Origin of the sequence: uncultured Algibacter sp., assembly GCF_947495675.1 — a bacterium.
In the GTDB taxonomy this organism is placed as follows: domain Bacteria; phylum Bacteroidota; class Bacteroidia; order Flavobacteriales; family Flavobacteriaceae; genus Algibacter_B.
The window spans coordinates 14773-33282 of record NZ_CANLZX010000009.1 but is presented as its reverse complement, the minus strand read 5'-3'; the positions used below and the strand labels follow the sequence as shown (position 1 = coordinate 33282).

Sequence of the window (18510 nt, the reverse complement as noted above, 5' to 3'; positions counted from 1 at the left end):
ATAATTTTATAGCTTTACTCTTTAATTATAAAACATGATAATAGATCTTAGAAGTGATACTGTAACAAAACCATCAAAAACTATGTTGGAAGCTATGATGCAAGCCAATGTGGGTGATGATGTTTTTAGAGAAGATGAAACTGTTAATGAACTAGAACGTAAAGTTGCTAATATGTTTGGAAAAGAACAGGCATTGTTTTTTCCTAGCGGAACAATGGCAAATCAAACCGCTTTGAAGTTACACACAAATCCTGGAGATCAGGTAATTTGTGATAAGTATGCACACATTTATAATTATGAATCTGGTGGTGCATCTTTTAATAGTGGAGTTTCTTGTAAATTGATAGACGGTAGTAGAGGTATGTTTGATGCCAAACAAGTTGAAGACGCCATAAATCCCGATGCTTATTATTATAGTAAAACGAGTTTAGTTGAAATTGAAAACACCACAAATAAAGGAGGGGGAGCTTGTTGGAATTTTGATGAATTATTAAAAATCAAGAAAATTTGTGATATTAATAAATTAGGATTTCATTTAGATGGAGCACGCTTATGGAATGCCTTAGTAGTTAAAAATGAAAATACTAAACAATATGGGAAAATATTTGATACAATATCTGTTTGTTTGAGTAAGGGGTTAGGCTGTCCCGTAGGCTCTGTTTTGGTTGGTGATTCTGAGATAATGAGTGAAGCTTTAAGGATTAGAAAGATATTTGGTGGCAATATGCGTCAAGCAGGTTATTTAGCTGCTGCAGGTTTGTATGCCTTAGAGAATAATATAGATAGACTTAACGAGGACCATATAAAAGCTCAAGAAATAGGAGAGGAGTTATCTAATCTTAAGTTTGTTAGAAAAGTAGAGCCAATTGAAACTAATATTGTGATTTTTGAGCTTAATGATGGTGTTGATGAGAATGCATTTGTAAAGCTACTATCGGATAAAAACATTTATATAATTAGTATGGGGAGTCATAAACTTAGAATGGTTACCCATTTAGATTATACAGATGTTATGCATGAAAAATTAATGGACACGATAAAACATTTAAACTTAAAGTCATTTTAATAAATGACACCTATTTTTTAATATAGTTATTAATAACCTTACGTCTTTTTCCAGAGGCTAAAGGCGGTATTTCATTTACATAAGTAATTTTAACATTAGCATCTTGACCAAAGTCTTTTTTTACATCTTCTATTAAATTGTTTTCAAAATCAAATGAGTTACCATGTAAATTTAATTTTATTTCATAATCTTTTTCACCTTGTTGAATAAATTGATATTGCTTTATTAAGTGATAGTATTCTGAAACTTTTGTGTAAAAAATATATGATGATAATAGATTTCCTTTAGTGTCATAAATTAAGTCCATTTTGCGTCCTTCAACTTTTTCAAATTCAAAATTTCCATTATCAAGCATTCTCAATTTTGCTACATCACCTGTGTCATAGCGTATAATAGGCATAGCATAATTAAAAAGGTCTGTAACAATAATTCTTCCTGTTTCTCCATGTTTTACAGGGGTATCATCTTCAAAATTTAGTACTTCAATAAAGTAACTCGCATGGTTTATTGTAAAATTATTTGGTGAATTAATGGTTTGATGGGCTAATATTCCTAATTCATCACTTGAGTATCTAGACAAAACATCAGTTTTAAAGTGTTTTGTTAAAGTTGATTTAGTTTGCGGACTTAAATATTCTGAATTAGGTATAATTGAATTTAATTTTAGATGATCAACTTTAATTTTTTTTCTTTCAATATATCTAACTATTGTCTCTAACCCTGATACATATCCTAATATAGATTTGTTTGGGTTTTTATCATTTGCTATTGTGGTAATTAAATGATCTATGGCTTCATCAGAGAGTTTTGAAATTTCGACTAGCGAAACATTTTTTAACCAAGAGCTAAATGTAGCTTTTTGATTTTTCTTTAATCTAACAGCTAAATTGTAGAGTTTATCACCTACCTCAAAGTTGCATTGTTTTAAGAAGTAAATAACATCTGCTTTATTACGATTTCTTTTGTTATTATCTTGATATAAAGTAAATGGTAAGCCAGTAGAACCACTTGTAGATACTTTGAAGTTCTTCTTGTTTTTAAAAGTTTCAGATTGGAAGTCTTCGAAGTTATTTTGAATTATTGTTTTCTTAATAATTGGAAAATCTGTTATATCATTTTTTCCTTTAAAGGTATTATAGTAATTAGTAGTATTAATAGCATGGTTTAATAAATTACTAAGATTGTTTTTAGTTAAACCTTTGGCTTTTTTAGAATTTGGGTTTTCTAAAATAGTCTTTATTTCATTTAAATGCTTTTTAGTCTTACCACCTTTAATTGTATCATTAATCCAGTATAGAGTCTTTCTGAAGTTAAAACTACCCATAGTTGTTATTTTAAAAATCAAAAATAATTAGTAAAAATAATATTAGAATATTTTATTACATATTTATTTTAATGATAATAGTTTTTGAGATTAAACCAAATAAAAAAAGAGGTGTTTTTATAACACCTCTTTTTAGTATATCTTAAATATTTAAGATTAATGTCCGTATCCGTATCTACAGCTAGAATAGTATTTACAACCCCAGTGTCTGTAACACTTATTGTATTCAGGCTTAACATATTCACAAAGTTCACCTCCGTTACTGCTTTCACCACTAATTACGTTAAATACACCTTTAGTATATCCAGGTCCGATTTTAACATCACAGTTAGTTTTAATTTTTGTGTAATAACAGTTGTTAATGTATATGTAGATATACTTACCAAAAGTTCCATCATGGTTTCCACCAGCAATATTGATTATTTCACCTGGTTTAGCACATCTGTTAGAATATATCCACTTACCGTAACAAGTGTTTTCATTTCTTTGTAAGATATCAATTTTCTTAGCACATCCCCAATCAAATTCTAACTCAAGTTTAGTAACTTTTCCGTCACAATCACTACAAGGTACTACAACTGGTTCAACCTCTTTAGAGATTATTACAGATTGTTTGTTATCATTAGGTACTAAAACGATAGCCATTTGCTCACCACATGAAGGAGTAAATCCTTCTCCGTTAGCAATTGCAGCATCAACAAGTTCTTGCCCTTTAGTAGTACTCCAATCATCTCCTAAAAATGCACAAGATCTACAGTTAGTATCGTCAATTATTTCCCAAATTGCCCATTGTACATCTCCAAAAGTATAAACACCTCCACTTGGACTAGCTTCACCAATGTAAGTTTGGTTTATAAGCCAGTTAACTTTATCAAAGTTTTCAGGGTTATCTACTCTGTTAGTTGGAATGTTGTCTGCATAACTAGAGTAAACATCAAATACTAAGTTAGATTCAACTCCTAAATCACCAGCAATATCAACACACCAAGCTGGTATATCAACACCTGCTAAAACGCTATCTCCTGTTAATGTTAAATCAAAATAAGCACTAGCACCTGGCTTAGCTGTAGTTTCACCTTCAATAGTTGCTGGTAAACTTAATACTAATCCTTCAATATCCGGAGTACAAGAAGGTCCTCCTTCGGCAGTTGAGTTACTTGATAAAGAAAAAGAAAGCTCTTGAGCAGGCATTTCTGATTCTAGGTCATTGTTTAAAACGAATGTTTCGTCTTCTTCACCATCAGAAACAAGAATTTCGTTTTCTAATGCTAATTCTTCTTCAGCTATTGAAGAAGCCCCCTCGGTTAGTGTCTCATTTTGACACGAAGCAAATACAACAAGTATTGCTAATAAAAATAGTTTGGTAATGTGTTTCATAATATAAAATAGTTTTTACAATTTACATTACAAATATATTGGATGGTGTATTTTGTAGCTGTTTTTTTAGACCAAATACCAAACTATTAGTTTTATGAATTTACGATTACATTTTGTCGGTTTTTTTTACTTTTCATAAGTAAAATTTACTTTTAATCGTGAAAAACAAATTTAGATTGTTGTTGAATTTAAAGATTATGGTATATACTTTTGTGTATATGTCATATAAATTAATATTAATTTGATGATTTAATAAAGAGTGCTGTTTATAGATTATTTAAATAAATCCATGCCAGGTATATTTGGCATGCCTTCTTTGGCAACTGCAGCTAATTCTGTTTCGTTTATTTTTGATGCTTTTTCAATTGCTTTGTTTAAAGTTAAAATTAAGTAATCTTCAAGTTGATCTTTGTCTTGTAGTAAATCATTATCAATTTCAATCTGTTTTATTACTCTGTTAGCTGTTAATGTAATTTTGAGTTTATTATCATTACTTGATTCATCAACTAAAACTGTGTCAAGACGTTTTTTTGTCTCTTCAACTTTTTTTTTGGTTTCTTTAAGTTTACCCATCATATTCATCATATCTCCAAACATATTTTTAAATTTAATATTATAATACAAATCTATTTAAATTTTCTATTTTTGATAGCTTAAATTTTTAAGAATAAATACATCTTCATTGAATAAAAAAAATCATTTTCCGATAGCTAAACAAATTAGAGAAGAATTATCAATTCATAATGATATTAGAATTGATAATTATTATTGGCTAAATAATAGAGATAACGAAGAAGTTATTAATTATTTAAAAGCTGAAAACGATTACACTAAGAAGATAATGTCGCATTCAGAAAATTTTCAAAAGGCATTATTTGAAGAAATGAAAGGCAGAATTAAAGAGGATGATGCTTCTGTACCTTATAAATTTAATGGTTATTGGTATTTAACAAAATATGAAGCAGGAAAAGAATATCCTATTTATGTTCGTAAAAAGGAGACCTTAGAGGCAAATGAAGAAATTTTATTTGATTGTAATGAGTTAGCTAAAAATCTATCTTATTTTAATCTAGGAGGCATTTCCATAAGTCCTGATAATACATTAGCTGCTTTTTCAATTGATACCGTAAGTAGGCGTCAATATACTATTCAAATAAAAAATTTAATTACAGGCGAAATTTATTCTGATAAAATTTTAAACACTACAGGTAGTGCTACTTGGGGCAATGATAATAAGACATTGTTTTATTCAATGAAAGATGATGTAACCTTACGTTCACATAAAATTTTTAAGCACAAATTACATTCAGATAGTAGTACTGATACTGAAGTGTATCATGAAGTAGATGAGACGTTTAATACTTTTGTTTATAAAACAAAATCAAAAAAATATATTGTAATAGGTTCTTCTAGTACCATGTCATCTGAATATAGGTTTTTGAATGCAGATACGCCAGATGGAGATTTCAATATTTTTCAAGAACGTACAAAAGATTTAGAATATAACATTGCACATTTTAATGATAGTTTTTATATTATTTCTAACATTGATAAAGCCAAAAATTTCAAGGTATTAAAGGTTAACGAAAATGATACAAATAAAGCTAATTGGGTTGATGTAATTCCACATCGTAAAGCTGTCTTAATTGAGGATATTGAAATTTTCAAGGATTATTTAGTTGTTAATGAACGTGAAAATGGACTAAATAGACTTCGTATTATGAGTTGGAGTGGTAAAGAAGATTATTATTTGCCATTCAACTCTGAAACTTACACAACTTATATTGGTAATAATCCAGATTTTGAAAGTGATTTGCTTCGATATGGCTATAGTTCTTTAAACACACCGGGTTCTGTAATTGATTATAATTTTAAAACTAAACAAAGTGAAATTAAAAAAGAGCAAGAAGTTTTAGGAGGGAAATTTAAAAAAGAAAACTACGAAACTAAACGTATTTGGGCTACCGCTAGAGATGGGGTTAAAGTTCCTATATCTTTAGTTTATAAAAAAGGTATAAAGTTGGATGGAACAAATCCATTACTTCAATATGCTTATGGGTCTTATGGTTCAACAATAGATCCTTCCTTTTCAAGTATTCGCTTAAGTTTAATAGATAGAGGTTTTATTTATGCTATATCACATATTAGGGGTGGGGAGTATTTAGGAAGAGAATGGTATGAAAATGGTAAACTTCTCACTAAAAAAAATACGTTTACAGATTTTATTGATTGTTCTAAATACCTTATTGAACAAAAATACACATCAAGTAAGCAGCTATACGCTTATGGTGGTTCGGCAGGCGGGTTACTTATGGGGGCAATAATAAATATGAATCCAGAACTTTATAACGGAATTTTAGCAGCAGTTCCTTTTGTAGATGTGGTTACAACAATGCTTGACGATACAATACCTTTAACAACAGGAGAATATGATGAATGGGGTAATCCAAACGAGTTAAAGTATTATAATTACATGAAATCGTATTCACCATATGATAATGTAGAAGCTAAAGAATATCCCAATATGCTTGTAACTACAGGTCTACACGATTCACAGGTACAGTATTGGGAACCTGCAAAATGGGTAGCAAAACTCAGAGCATATAAAACAGATACTAACAAATTACTTCTACATACCGATATAGAATCTGGTCATGGAGGTGCTTCTGGTCGATTTGAAAGTTTAAAGGATGTAGCACTAGAATATGCATTTTTACTAGATTTAGAGGGTATTTATGGTTAATAAAAAAAAAAGTTTTATTTTTGTCCGGTTTAAACTGTTTTTGTGTTTTTAATAAACACTCAGTTTATAAATAGCTTATATGAAACACAGAAATCAAGTATTTGATAATGTATTAGATTTAGTAGGCAACACTCCGCTTGTTAAACTTAATAGAATAGCTTCCAAGTTTAAAGGAGACTTTTACGCTAAAGTAGAATCTTTTAATCCAGGACACTCATCTAAAGATAGAATAGCATTATATATTATTGAAGAAGCAGAAAGAAAAGGGATTCTTTCTCCAGGCGATACTATAATTGAAACAACATCTGGTAATACAGGGTTTAGTATAGCTATGGTAAGTATTATTAAGGGGTATGATTGTGTATTAGCAGTAAGTTCTAAGTCATCTCCAGATAAAATAGATATGCTTAAAACAATGGGCGCAAAAGTTTATGTTTGCCCTGCGCATGTTAGTGCAGACGATCCTAGGTCTTATTATGAAGTGGCTAAGCGTTTGCATAGTGAAATTAAAGGGTCGGTTTATATTAACCAATATTTTAATCAATTAAATATTGATGCACATTATAAATCTACAGGACCTGAAATATGGGAGCAAACCGAAGGTAAAATAACGCATCTATTAGCTTGCAGCGGAACAGGAGGAACTATTTCTGGTACGGCTAAGTATTTAAAAGAACAAAATCCTAATATTAAAATTATTGGAGTTGATGCATTTGGTTCTGTCATAAAAAAATATCATGAAACAAGAGAGTTTGATGAAAAAGAAATTTATCCATATAGAATTGAAGGATTAGGCAAAAATTTGATTCCAACAGCTACAGATTTTGACGTTATAGATGAATTTATTAAAGTAACTGATGAAGATAGCGCACATACAGCAAGATTAATTGCTAAAACAGAAGGTTTATTTGTTGGATACACCTCTGGGGCAGTAACTCAAGCATTAATGCAACTAGGAGAAGAAGGTCGTTTTAAGAAAAACGATTATGTTGTTGTTATATATCCAGATCATGGTGCAAGATACATGAGTAAAGTGTATAGTGATAAATGGATGAATGAGCAAGGTTTCTTTGATAGCATAAATGAAGCAGCAGCACAAAACATACAATATATAAAGTAAAAAAATATTAAAACAAAAAGAGATAAACTTTTGCTTATACAGTAAAAGTTTATCTCTTTTTGTTTTTTGTTAATAATTGAGCATCAAAAATTATGTTCAAACCATATAAATATTTAATTTTGCATCAACTAACTAAGAACTAAAGCTTCTTGAATTTTTAAACATCTTTATGTTTATATCTCCATTAAAAAGCAATTATCTAGTTTTAGTTATGTCTTAATTTTAATAGCAATAAGATTTACTAAATGAAAGATTTATTCGAAAAAATTTATAAAGACAAAGGGCCATTAGGAAAATGGGCGTCTCAGGCAGAAGGTTACTTTGTGTTTCCTAAATTAGAAGGAGAAATTTCAAACCGTATGAAATTTCAAGGAAAAGATGTCATTACATGGAGTATTAATGATTATTTAGGTTTGGCCAATCATCCTGAGGTTCGTAAAGTAGATGCAGAAGCAGCTTTACAATATGGGTCAGCTTACCCAATGGGAGCAAGAATGATGTCTGGTCATACCGATTTACATGAAAAATTACAGAATGAGTTAGCATCCTTTGTTAGCAAAGAAGCAGCATATCTTTTAAATTTTGGTTACCAAGGAATGGTATCCACAATTGATGCTTTAGTTTCTAAAGATGATATTATTGTATACGATGTTGATGCTCACGCTTGTATAATTGATGGTGTGCGTTTGCACATGGGAAAACGTTTTACTTATAAGCATAACGATGTTGAAAGTTTAGAAAAAAACTTAGAACGTGCCACAAAAATGGCAGAACAAACAGGTGGAGGGATTTTAGTGATTTCTGAAGGTGTTTTTGGAATGCGAGGTGAACAAGGTCGATTAAAAGAGATAGTTGCCCTTAAGAAGAAATTTAATTTTAGGCTATTTGTTGATGATGCTCATGGTTTCGGAACTTTAGGAGCAACAGGAGCAGGGGCAGGAGAAGAGCAAGGCGTTCAAGACGATATTGATGTATATTTTGCAACATTTGCTAAATCATTAGCTAGTACTGGTGCTTTTATTGCTGGAGATCAAGAAATAATTGACTATTTAAAATATAATTTACGCTCTCAAATGTTTGCAAAATCATTGCAAATGCAATTAGTTGTTGGAGCTCTTAAGCGATTAGAAATGCTTAAGACTATGCCAGAACTAAAAAACAAATTATGGGAGAATGTTAACGCATTACAATCAGGTTTAAAAGCTCGTGGTTTTGATATAGGTACTACTCAAAGTTGTGTTACACCTGTGTATCTAAAAGGTAGTATTCCAGAAGCGATGGCTTTAGTTAGAGACTTACGTGAAAATTATGGAATATTCTGTTCTATAGTGGTTTATCCTGTAATACCTAAAGGATTAATTTTATTAAGATTAATACCAACTGCTACGCATACTCTAGAAGATGTATCAGAAACATTAGATGCTTTTGATGCTATTAGAGATCGTTTAGTAAACGGAACTTATAAACGTTTATCTGCCGCTTTAATAGCTGCTATGGGTGAATAAATATTAAACACATAAATAAAAAAAAATCCGATTCAATTTTGAATCGGATTTTTTTATGCTATATTTTTTCTAAAGGTTTTTCTGCGTTTATAAACCTCAGGAAAAAAGTGCTTCCATATTTTATGTATGGCTTCATTATCTTCTAACTCTGGTGTTCTATAACATGTTTCTATACCTTTTTCTTTAAATGTTTCGTAATATTCGTTGAATATAACAGCGTGTACACCTTTATTTTGGTAATCGGGATGGATGCCAATTAAATAGAAAATAACATCTTTACTGTGTTTCTTAGCATGCATGATATGTCTAAACCCAAACGGAAACAATTTACCGTTCATTTTTTGTAATGCTTTAGCAAAAGCTGGCATTACAATGGCGAAACCTACCATGTTGTCGTCTTTGTCTACTACAAATTTTATGTATTCTGGATTTACAAAACTTATAAATTTTTTCTTGAAATACGCTTTTTGAACATCATTAATAGCCACAAATGAAGATAAAGATGCATAACTTTCATTAAACAAATCAAACATTTTATCTGCATACGGCATAACTTCTTCTGTTTTGGTAAGTTTTAAAGGAGTTAGTTGGTAGCGTCTTTTTATTAATTCTTGTGCTTTTTTGAAAAACTCTGGTTTTACATTTTCAAAAGGAAATCTACTTTCAGAATATGATTTCTCTACTTTGTATCCTGCCGCTTCATAATGTTTAACGTAGTAAGCATGATTGTACCATGTAATCATAGGTGCAATAGACTCAAAACCTTCAGTCATGACACCTACCTTGTCTAGATTTGAAAACCCTACTGGGCCTTCTGTGTATTCAAGATTGTGTTCTTTTCCAATTTTTTCAACTTCATTTAAAAGTGTTTGTGAAACTTCTAAATCATCAATAAAATCAAACCAGCCAAAGCGCATCTTTTTTTGGTTTTGATCTTTTACTTCAAGCCAATTCACGATTGCAGCAATCCTGCCGACAATGTTGCCGTTCTTATATGCTAAAAATAATCTTGCATCGGCATCATTAAATACAGGATTGTCTTTTTTGCTAAAAGTCTTCATTTCTTGACTTATAATGGGTGGTACCCAATATTTGGAATCTTTATAGAGTGTAAACGGAAACTTTACAAAAGCTTTTAAATCTTTTTTGTTTTGAACTTCTTTAAGTCTTATCATAGTTTAACGATGGGGATTGATGATTAGTTATTCATCAAAATCTATATCTTTCTTTTTTTGTTTGTTAACTTTTTCAATAGCGTCTTTGTTGCTTTTCTTTTTGTTTTTTACTTTCCTATTCATTCTTCTTTCACCTTCTGCTTCAGCAGATGTGCCGTTGTCTATTTCTTTATCTTTATGAAAATCTAAACGGTAAGAAGCGCCAAAATTAACGCTAAATACAGAAGGAGTGTCTTTAGTGTTAAAAGTAACTGCCGTATCTAGCTGAAAATTTTTACTCATTAAATAAGCACCTCCAAACCTAAACAAATTATCTGCGTAAAAATCACTTTTAATACCCTGAGTTTCGCCAAAAATAACCCATTTAGGACTGAAAGAATGTGTTAAGGTTAAAATATATTGAAAATCAGATTGATCTGTCCCTATTCTGTCTTTAATTAAATTTATAACAAAAACCCAGCCTCCAGAGAAATTGTTTTGTGTTGCAATCATAACTTTAGGGCTAAAACCTTCAATGCCAGAAAATGTGTAAGGATTTGGTTTAGTGTCATAATTAGCTCCCAAATAGATTGATACAGCGGGAATTAAAGATTTCCACTTAAACTGTCGGTTTGCTTTCCAACTGTAAAGATTAGGCTTGTCTTCTTCAGCATTTTTGTAAGGATCAAACACTAAGTATTTCGCACCAATAGCTAAAAACCTAAAATTAGCTCGATTTTCTTCAGATGATATATTAGAATTATATGTTTTGGTGTCATTTTGGTATGTTCCTTCTATATTTATTTCTAATTCTTCTAACAACAATCCGTAGCGTGCGGCAAAATCAATACCAAATCCAGAAACTTCGTAAGCAGTTGTAGGGGTTCTCTCTTCTTTTAAAATGTATGGGCCAATTTCTAATTGTGCAACATTTGTGCCTACAGAAAATGCACTTCTTGATACACCAGGGCGGTTAGAGTTTATAACATCAGTATATTGGCAAAATGCTTGAGTAGTAGCCAAACTTAGTAGGAAAAACAATGTAGATTTAAATGGGGTCATAATCTTAAATATGTTTATTTCTCTAATAGTATTTATTAAAGACTTTTTTCAAATATAGATATTTTATGCTTTTTTTATCATTCTTGAGCGCTTTTTAAACAGATAGAATTGTATTTTTGTGTTACATTATTATTAAAAGTTTAAAAATGGGTTTATTAAGAACCATACTTATAATTGTCTTAGTTTATTACGGAATTAAAATTCTTTCTAGAATATTTGCGCCTTTTCTGCTCAAATTTGCAGCAAAAAAAGCAGAACAACGCTTTGGAGATCAGTTTGGTCAATTTCAAAAAGGGCAAAAACAAGGGGCTCAAAAAAAGGAAGGCGAAATAACTATTGATAAAATCCCTGAAACAAAAACATCAAATAAAAATGTTGGTGAGTATGTGGATTACGAAGAAATTGAGTAGTAGTAAGTAGTAGTGTTGTTTTGAAATTCTTCAAATGCGGAAGTTTTATCTGTTAAAGTTTAGTAATATCAATATGTTTAGTTCTGAAAATTATAGCTATTTTTCGGAATCATTTTCTTAAAACTATTTCATGCAAATTTCAATTAAAAAATTATTGCCTCATGTATTAATTTTATTAGGTTTTATAATTATTTCATTAGCTTATTTTAATCCTGTTTTAAAAGGAAAAGCGATATATCAAAATGATATTGTGCAGTTTATAGGCATGAGTAAACAGCAAAAAGATTTTAAAGCTGAAACTGGAGAGGAAACATATTGGACTAATAGTGCTTTTGGGGGTATGCCAACCTATCAATTAGGAGCTAGATATCCACATAATTATATTAAAAAACTTGATTTAGCCTTGCGGTTTTTACCAAGACCTGCAGATTACTTATTTCTATATTTATTAAGTTTTTATGTGTTCTTGTTAGTGTTAAAAGTCGATTTTAAATTGGCAGCGTTAGGAGCATTGGCCTTTGGGTTCTCAACCTATTTAATCATAATACTTGGTGTTGGACATAATAGTAAAGCGCATGCAATAGCCTATATGCCATTAGTTTTAAGTGGTATTTTGTTAGTGTTTCAAAAGCGATACATAGTTGGTTTTTTGTTGACAACCATTGCAATGGGGTTAGAGTTGGTAGCAAATCATTTTCAAATGACATACTATCTCATGTTTTTAGTTATTGTTTTAGGTATTGCTTATTTAGTTGATGCGTTTAGAAAAAAAATGCTTCCTCATTATTTTAAATCTATTGGTGTTATGGTTGCGGCTGTAGTATTGTCAATTGCTTTAAACGCAACAAATATTTTAGCAACAAATGAGTATGTAAAAGAAAGTAAAAGAAGTAAAAGTGAGCTTACTATAAATCCAGATGGTTCGCCAAAAGAAGAAACTAATGGCTTAGATAGAGATTATATTACACAGTTTAGTTATGGTATCGTTGAAACCTTTAATTTGTTTATTCCTAGATTTACTGGCGGTGGCAATGCAGAAGATGTTGGTAAGGATTCGGCAACTTATGAAGCTTTTAGAAAGTTAGGAGCAACGACAACACAAGCTGCTCAAGAAGCTAAACGGGCGCCAACATATTGGGGAAACCAGCCTATTGTAGAGGCACCGGCTTATGTTGGAGCTGTAGTGTTGTTTCTGTTTGTTTTCGCATTGTTCTTGATAAAAGGACGTTTGAAGTGGTGGCTTGTTGGAGGAACTGTTTTGTCGCTACTATTATCATACGGAAAGAACTTAGGGTTTCTAACTGACTTTTTTATTGATTATGTGCCGCTTTATAATAAGTTTAGGGCAGTTAGTTCAATTCAAGTAATTTTAGAGTTGTGTATTCCTGCTTTAGCTATTTTTGGTTTAGTAATATTGTTTAACGATTTTGAGAAGAAAGAAGATAAGCTTAAAGCTTTGAAATATTCGGTAATTATTACTGCTGGATTAACATTGGTGTTTATTTTATTTAAATCTTCCTTGGACTTTATAGGAGTTGACTTTGTAGGTGTTAATGACGGTTTTTATCGTCAAAATTATGGTCAAGATTTTGTTGATGCTTTAAAAACAGATAGAAAATCTATTTTCACTCAAGATGCTATTAGAACGCTGGTGTTAGTACTGTTATCTGCGGGTGTTATTTATTTCTTCTTAAAAGAAAAGTTAAAAGAGAAGTACGTTATTGTTGTTTTTGCGGCTTTAATTCTTTTTGATTTGGTGGGGGTAGATAGGCGTTATGTAAATAATGATGATTTTGTTTCTAGTGTTAAAATGAGTAAGCCTTTTCAAGCAACTGAAGTGGATAAATATATTTTAAACGACAAATCTCATTACAAGGTATTTGATTTAGTTTCAGGGCCTTCAAAACCTTCTTATTATCATAATTCTTTAAATGGTTATAATGCAGCTGAATTAAGGCGTTATAGGGAGGTATTTGATTTTTATATCGCACAAAATAATATTAATGTATTGAGTATGCTTAATACAAAATATATAGTCGCGCAAGATGAAAAAGGAGCAGCTTTCCCTTTTAAAAATGAAGATGCTAATGGAAATGCATGGTTTGTAAAATCGTTAATAAAAGTTGATTCTGCTAATACAGAAATTAAATTATTAGACAGCTTAGATAATAAAAATAAAGCTATTTATTCGGTACATGATGCGCTTGATAAAATTCAGAATGTTGATAGTGAATTTGTTGTAGATTCTTTATCAACTATCAGTCTAACAGTATTTAATGCTAATCATTTAAAGTATAAATCTAATAATAAAAACAAAGGATTTGCTGTGTTTTCAGAGATTTATTATCCAAACGGTTGGAAAACATTTATAGATGGGAAAGAAGCAAATCATATTCGGGTAAATTATATTTTGAGAGGTATGGTGATTCCTGAAGGGGAACATGTTATTGAATTTAAGTTTGATCCAGATGTAGTTAAAACTGGAAGTAAAATCACTTTAGCGAGTTCTATTTTACTTGGTTTGTTGTTATTAGGCGGGTTGTTTTATGGGTTCAAAAGGAAAGATGAATAAAAAACGTGTGCTGATTATAGCTTATTATTGGCCACCAGCTGGAGGTCCAGGTGTACAGCGTTGGTTAAAATTTGTAAAATATCTTCCAGAATTTGATATTGAACCACTTGTTTTTGTGCCTGAAAATCCAAATTATCCAATTATTGATGAGAGTTTAGTTTCTGAGATTTCAGAAGGTGTTATAGTAATTAAGCAGCCAATAAAAGAACCTTATAAATGGGCTGGAGTTTTTTCAAAGAAATCATCAAAAACTATTAGTAAAGGTATAATTACTGATAATAAGGAGCAATCTTTCATTGAAAAAGTTATGCTTTTTGTGCGTGGTAATTTTTTTATACCAGATGCTAGAGTAGGTTGGGTAAAGCCGTCTGTGGCTTTTCTTTTGGATTATATTCAAAAAGAAAACATTAAAACCGTTATCACAACCGGGCCACCTCATAGTATGCATCTTATTGGACTTCAGTTAAAACAGAAGCTAGGTGTTAAGTGGCTAGCAGATTTTAGAGACCCATGGACAACTATTGGGTATCATAAACAACTTAAATTAACTTCAGCTTCAAAAACAAAGCATAAATCGTTAGAAAAAAAGGTTTTAAATACTTCAGATCAAATAATAGTAACAAGTTTAACAACTAAAAGGGAGTTTCAGGAAATCACAAATAAACCAATTGAGGTTATAACAAATGGTTATGATGATTTGGAAAGCGTAGATTTTGAAATGGACACTAAATTTACAATGTCGCATATTGGTTCGTTATTGTCAAAACGTAACCCAGAAATTTTATGGCGTGTTTTGAGAGATTTAATAAAATCAAATAATGATTTTTCAAAAGATTTTCAGTTAAATTTTATTGGTTCAGCAAGTGAAAATGTGTTAAAATCCATTCAAAACCATGGTTTAAGTAATTATGTTAGTAATGTGGGTTATGTTTCACATAAAGAAGCTATTGTGTTTCAAAAAAAATCTCAAATATTATTGCTTATTGAAATTAATTCTGAAGACACAAAGTGTATAATACCTGGAAAATTATTTGAATATATGGTTTCAAATAGACCTATAATTTCTATTGGACCAATTAATTCAGATGTTGAAAAAATAATAAAAGAAACTAATACAGGAAACTACTTTAGTTATAACGATTACGAATCATTAAAAAGAATTATATTAGAACATTATAAGGCTTTTCAAAATAACAGATTACAATCGCATCCAATAGGTTTGCAAAAGTTTCATAGAAAGGCACTTACAAAATCTCTAGCTAATTTAATATAATGGGAGTCGTAGTATCACAGTCCTTTAAAAACATTATTTCTACCTATTTAGGGTTTTTTATAGGAGCTATTAATACCCTTTTTCTTTATACCGAATTTCTTAGTGATGATTATTATGGTATGGTAGGGTATATGTTATCCTTAGCTTATGTTGTAATGCCATTAATGGCATTTGGTATGCATAACACTCTAGTGAAATTCTATTCTACTTTTAAATCAAGAATTTCCCTTAATAGTTTTTTAACACTCATGTTGGTTTTGCCGTTTTTAATAATAGTTCCCTTAATGCTAGTTACTTATGTTGGGTACGATACTATTGTTGGCTTTCTTTCAAAGAAAAATGAGATAATTAGAGATTATTTGTGGCATACCTTTATAATAGCTATTGCCTTAGCTTATTTTGAAGTGTTTTTTGCTTGGGCAAAAGTACAAATGCAAACCGTTTTTGGAAATTTTATGAAAGAAGTCTTTCATAGAGTTGGTGCCATGATTTTATTGTTTTTATTACATTTTAAAGTGATAAATGTTGAGCAATTTATGGCAGGTTTGGTTTTGGTTTATGTTTTACGAATGTTAGTCATGAACGTATATGCATTTAATGTAAAGCTACCTGTAATAATGTTTAAGCGAGTACCAAATTTACGTAATATTTTTAAATACTCTTTTTTAATAATTATCGCAGGCTCTATTGCTACAATTCTTTTGGATGTTGATAAAGTTATGCTAGGGTATTACATAGATATTAAAGAGATTGCTTATTATAATGTGGCTATTTTTATAGCTACTGTTATAGCTGTACCTCAACGCGCTATGCATCAAATAATGTTACCGATGTCGGCAAAATATCTAAATGAAAAAGATTACGCTTCGTTAGAGGATTTGTACAAGAAAAGTTCTTTAAATTTATTTATTGTTGGTGGTTTTATTTTTTTACTTATTGTGCTAAATATTAATCAGCTCTATCTTATCATTCCAAAAGAATTTAGTGTTGGATTATTAGTAGTGTTTATGATAAGTTTTACCAAACTGTACGATAACGCTTTAGGTAATAATAATGCTATATTGTTTAATAGTGATTATTATCGTGTTGTATTGGTATTAGGTGTGTTTTTAGTAATTTTAATGATATTGCTAAATATAGTATTTATTCCAATATTAGGTATTAATGGAGCTGGTATAGCCACATTTTTAGCTGTTTTTGTTTATAATTCTATAAAACTATATTTTGTTTATAAGAAGTTTAATATGGTGCCTTTTACAAAAGCTACTTTAAAGATTGCAGTTCTTTTAGTTTTAAGTATTATACTTTTTTATTTCTGGGAATTCTCATTTAACCCAATAATCAATATTGGATTAAAATCGATGTTAGTTACTATGTTTTATGTATTAGTGGTGTATCGATTTAATTTTTCTCAAGATATTTCGCTACTTATTAAAAAGTATTTGAAGTTGAAATAGGGTTAATTTTTATTTTAATAGAATTACTTTAGTACTCTTATTAGTAAAGATTAATAAAAACAGAAAACCCTACGATGTTGCTTTGAGGCGAACTACTCGAAGGGCTTTCTTAACTAACCAACCAAAATTGTTATGATCGTCTTCTTGTTGATGTCGATCTTGTATTTTTGCTAGAACTACTTCTGTTTGTTGTTGCTCTTGGTGTTTTGGTTTGTGTAGACCTTGAAACATTGCGTTGTGTTGTTGTTCTAGGTTTACTAACGTTACGTTGAGCTACTTGTGTATTTCTAGTATTATTGTTTCTATTATATGTACGAGTATTTGTGCTTTTTGGTTTTTGAACCGTTCTAGTATTTTGATGTTTTTTTACTGTATTGGTTCTTGTACTCGTTCTGTTATTGTTTCTATTTATGTTATCAGACGTTCTTCTAGTGTTTTTTATTTGAGTTTTATTACCAGAAGTTGTTCTTCTATTATTTGTACTTCTAGTTGTTTCTTTGTTAGAGTTATTTCTAGTATTATTATTTAAAGAATTGTTATTGCGTCTTGTTGTTGTATTGTTACTAGCAACACTTCTTCTAGAGTTTGCGTTTCTGTTAACTTGTGTAACATTTCTTTTGCTTCTATTTACTGTTGCATAGCTACTGTTTCTTGAAATTTTATTTCCTCTTCTATTAGCGATTGCAGTTCTTTGTCTGTGGTTGTTGTAAAAAGGTCTGTTTCTGTTATAAGTATAACGTACTGGGTTGTAAAATTGTCTGTAAGGTCTGTTGTAAACTACACAATAATCACGAGCAGGAATACTATAGTATCTGTGCCAAGGTCTATAAACATAACCTCTGTTGTATATGTTTATAAATCCAGTATAATGTGAGTAAACATTGTTTCTGTAATAAACATTTAAACCTCCAATACGGTTAATATAGCCAAAGTTATTGTAGTATATATTTACGTTTCCAGCTTGACTAATGCGTCCGTAGTAATCATAATAAATTGGAATATTTTCTATTTGAATAATTGCTCCAAATTCATCATACTGAACATAAGCATTGTAATCGTACCCTGTGTTAAAACTAATATTTACGTTACGTGTGTTTACGTTAACTCCAAAACGTGAATTATTTCTAATAAGGTTGAAATCAAATTGACCATCTCTAAATACTGAGAACTCAACACCATCTACATTAAATATGAAAGAGTTGCTATAGCCTCCATAATAAGTTGCTGCTGTATTTGCATTTGCTTCTATGTTGGTTGTAGTTGCGTTAACAGTAAATCCTGTTAGGACTAAACTTGCTAATAAAAATATAAACTTTTTCATAATTGTGAATTTTATGGGTTACTGTTTTAGTAATTACAAACAGCGTGCCAAAAAAACATAATGGGCTCTAATGCCTTGTGAATACTGATAAATAAGTTTGTTTTTTATTGAAAATAACTTTCTGAT

Annotated in this window: 14 protein-coding genes; 8 read left to right on the top strand and 6 right to left on the bottom strand. The window is 30.3% G+C overall.

What is annotated here, in order from left to right; translation table 11 throughout:
• The first annotated feature begins 34 nt into the window (after nt 1-34).
• Nucleotides 35-1066: a GntG family PLP-dependent aldolase gene (locus Q0842_RS07785; protein WP_298496419.1), complete on the top strand. Its 1032-nt coding sequence runs from the start codon at nt 35-37 to the stop codon at nt 1064-1066.
• Between the two features lie 10 nt (nt 1067-1076).
• Here Q0842_RS07785 and Q0842_RS07780 read toward each other — a convergent pair whose 3' ends face one another.
• The 3 genes from Q0842_RS07780 to Q0842_RS07770 form a co-directional block, all read right to left on the bottom strand.
• Nucleotides 1077-2390 carry a CoF synthetase gene (locus Q0842_RS07780; RefSeq protein WP_298496418.1) on the bottom strand — a complete coding sequence of 438 codons (1314 nt, stop codon included), beginning with the start codon at nt 2388-2390 and terminating at the stop codon, nt 1077-1079.
• Nucleotides 2391-2546: 156 nt separating this feature from the next.
• On the bottom strand, nt 2547-3767 hold the full coding sequence (locus Q0842_RS07775; protein ID WP_298496414.1) for a thioester domain-containing protein: 1221 nt from the start codon (nt 3765-3767) through the stop codon (nt 2547-2549).
• Between the two features lie 273 nt (nt 3768-4040).
• Nucleotides 4041-4364: a YbaB/EbfC family nucleoid-associated protein gene (locus Q0842_RS07770; protein WP_298496411.1), complete on the bottom strand. Its 324-nt coding sequence runs from the start codon at nt 4362-4364 to the stop codon at nt 4041-4043.
• 85 nt (nt 4365-4449) lie between these two features.
• On the opposite strand from Q0842_RS07770, the gene Q0842_RS07765 reads away from it, so the two are divergent.
• The 3 genes from Q0842_RS07765 to Q0842_RS07755 all read left to right on the top strand — a co-directional run bounded on the left by Q0842_RS07765 (nt 4450) and on the right by Q0842_RS07755 (nt 9135).
• On the top strand, nt 4450-6510 hold the full coding sequence (locus Q0842_RS07765; protein WP_298496409.1) for a S9 family peptidase: 2061 nt from the start codon (nt 4450-4452) through the stop codon (nt 6508-6510).
• A gap of 79 nt (nt 6511-6589) precedes the next feature.
• Nucleotides 6590-7630 carry a PLP-dependent cysteine synthase family protein gene (locus tag Q0842_RS07760; protein ID WP_298496406.1) on the top strand — a complete coding sequence of 347 codons (1041 nt, stop codon included), beginning with the start codon at nt 6590-6592 and terminating at the stop codon, nt 7628-7630.
• A 245-nt stretch (nt 7631-7875) separates the two neighbouring features.
• On the top strand, nt 7876-9135 hold the full coding sequence (locus Q0842_RS07755) for an aminotransferase class I/II-fold pyridoxal phosphate-dependent enzyme (RefSeq protein ID WP_298496404.1): 1260 nt from the start codon (nt 7876-7878) through the stop codon (nt 9133-9135).
• A 53-nt stretch (nt 9136-9188) separates the two neighbouring features.
• Here the strand turns inward: Q0842_RS07755 and Q0842_RS07750 are convergent, their stop codons facing one another.
• Both Q0842_RS07750 and Q0842_RS07745 read right to left on the bottom strand, forming a co-directional pair.
• Nucleotides 9189-10310, bottom strand: coding sequence for a GNAT family N-acetyltransferase (locus Q0842_RS07750; RefSeq protein WP_298496401.1), 1122 nt, complete (start codon nt 10308-10310; stop codon nt 9189-9191).
• A 27-nt stretch (nt 10311-10337) separates the two neighbouring features.
• The gene (locus tag Q0842_RS07745) at nt 10338-11351 is read right to left on the bottom strand and encodes a transporter (RefSeq protein ID WP_298496398.1); all 1014 of its coding nucleotides are present in this window, start codon (nt 11349-11351) and stop codon (nt 10338-10340) included.
• A gap of 146 nt (nt 11352-11497) precedes the next feature.
• Here Q0842_RS07745 and Q0842_RS07740 point away from each other — a divergent pair, with 146 nt between their 5' ends.
• From Q0842_RS07740 to Q0842_RS07725, 4 genes are all read left to right on the top strand, one after another.
• Nucleotides 11498-11761, top strand: a complete 264-nt coding sequence (locus Q0842_RS07740) for a DUF4834 family protein (RefSeq protein WP_298496396.1) — start codon at nt 11498-11500, stop codon at nt 11759-11761.
• Nucleotides 11762-11891: 130 nt separating this feature from the next.
• Nucleotides 11892-14333, top strand: a complete 2442-nt coding sequence (locus Q0842_RS07735) for a YfhO family protein (RefSeq protein ID WP_298496393.1) — start codon at nt 11892-11894, stop codon at nt 14331-14333.
• On the top strand, nt 14326-15606 hold the full coding sequence (locus Q0842_RS07730) for a glycosyltransferase family 4 protein (protein ID WP_298496391.1): 1281 nt from the start codon (nt 14326-14328) through the stop codon (nt 15604-15606). The genes Q0842_RS07735 and Q0842_RS07730 overlap by 8 nt, the downstream gene beginning before the upstream one ends.
• Nucleotides 15606-17063, top strand: coding sequence for an oligosaccharide flippase family protein (locus Q0842_RS07725; RefSeq protein WP_298496388.1), 1458 nt, complete (start codon nt 15606-15608; stop codon nt 17061-17063). Before Q0842_RS07730 ends, Q0842_RS07725 begins: the two co-directional genes overlap by 1 nt.
• A 130-nt stretch (nt 17064-17193) precedes the next feature.
• Here Q0842_RS07725 and Q0842_RS07720 read toward each other — a convergent pair whose 3' ends face one another.
• The gene (locus tag Q0842_RS07720; RefSeq protein ID WP_298496385.1) at nt 17194-18384 is read right to left on the bottom strand and encodes a hypothetical protein; all 1191 of its coding nucleotides are present in this window, start codon (nt 18382-18384) and stop codon (nt 17194-17196) included.
• Between the last annotated feature and the right edge of the window lie 126 nt (nt 18385-18510).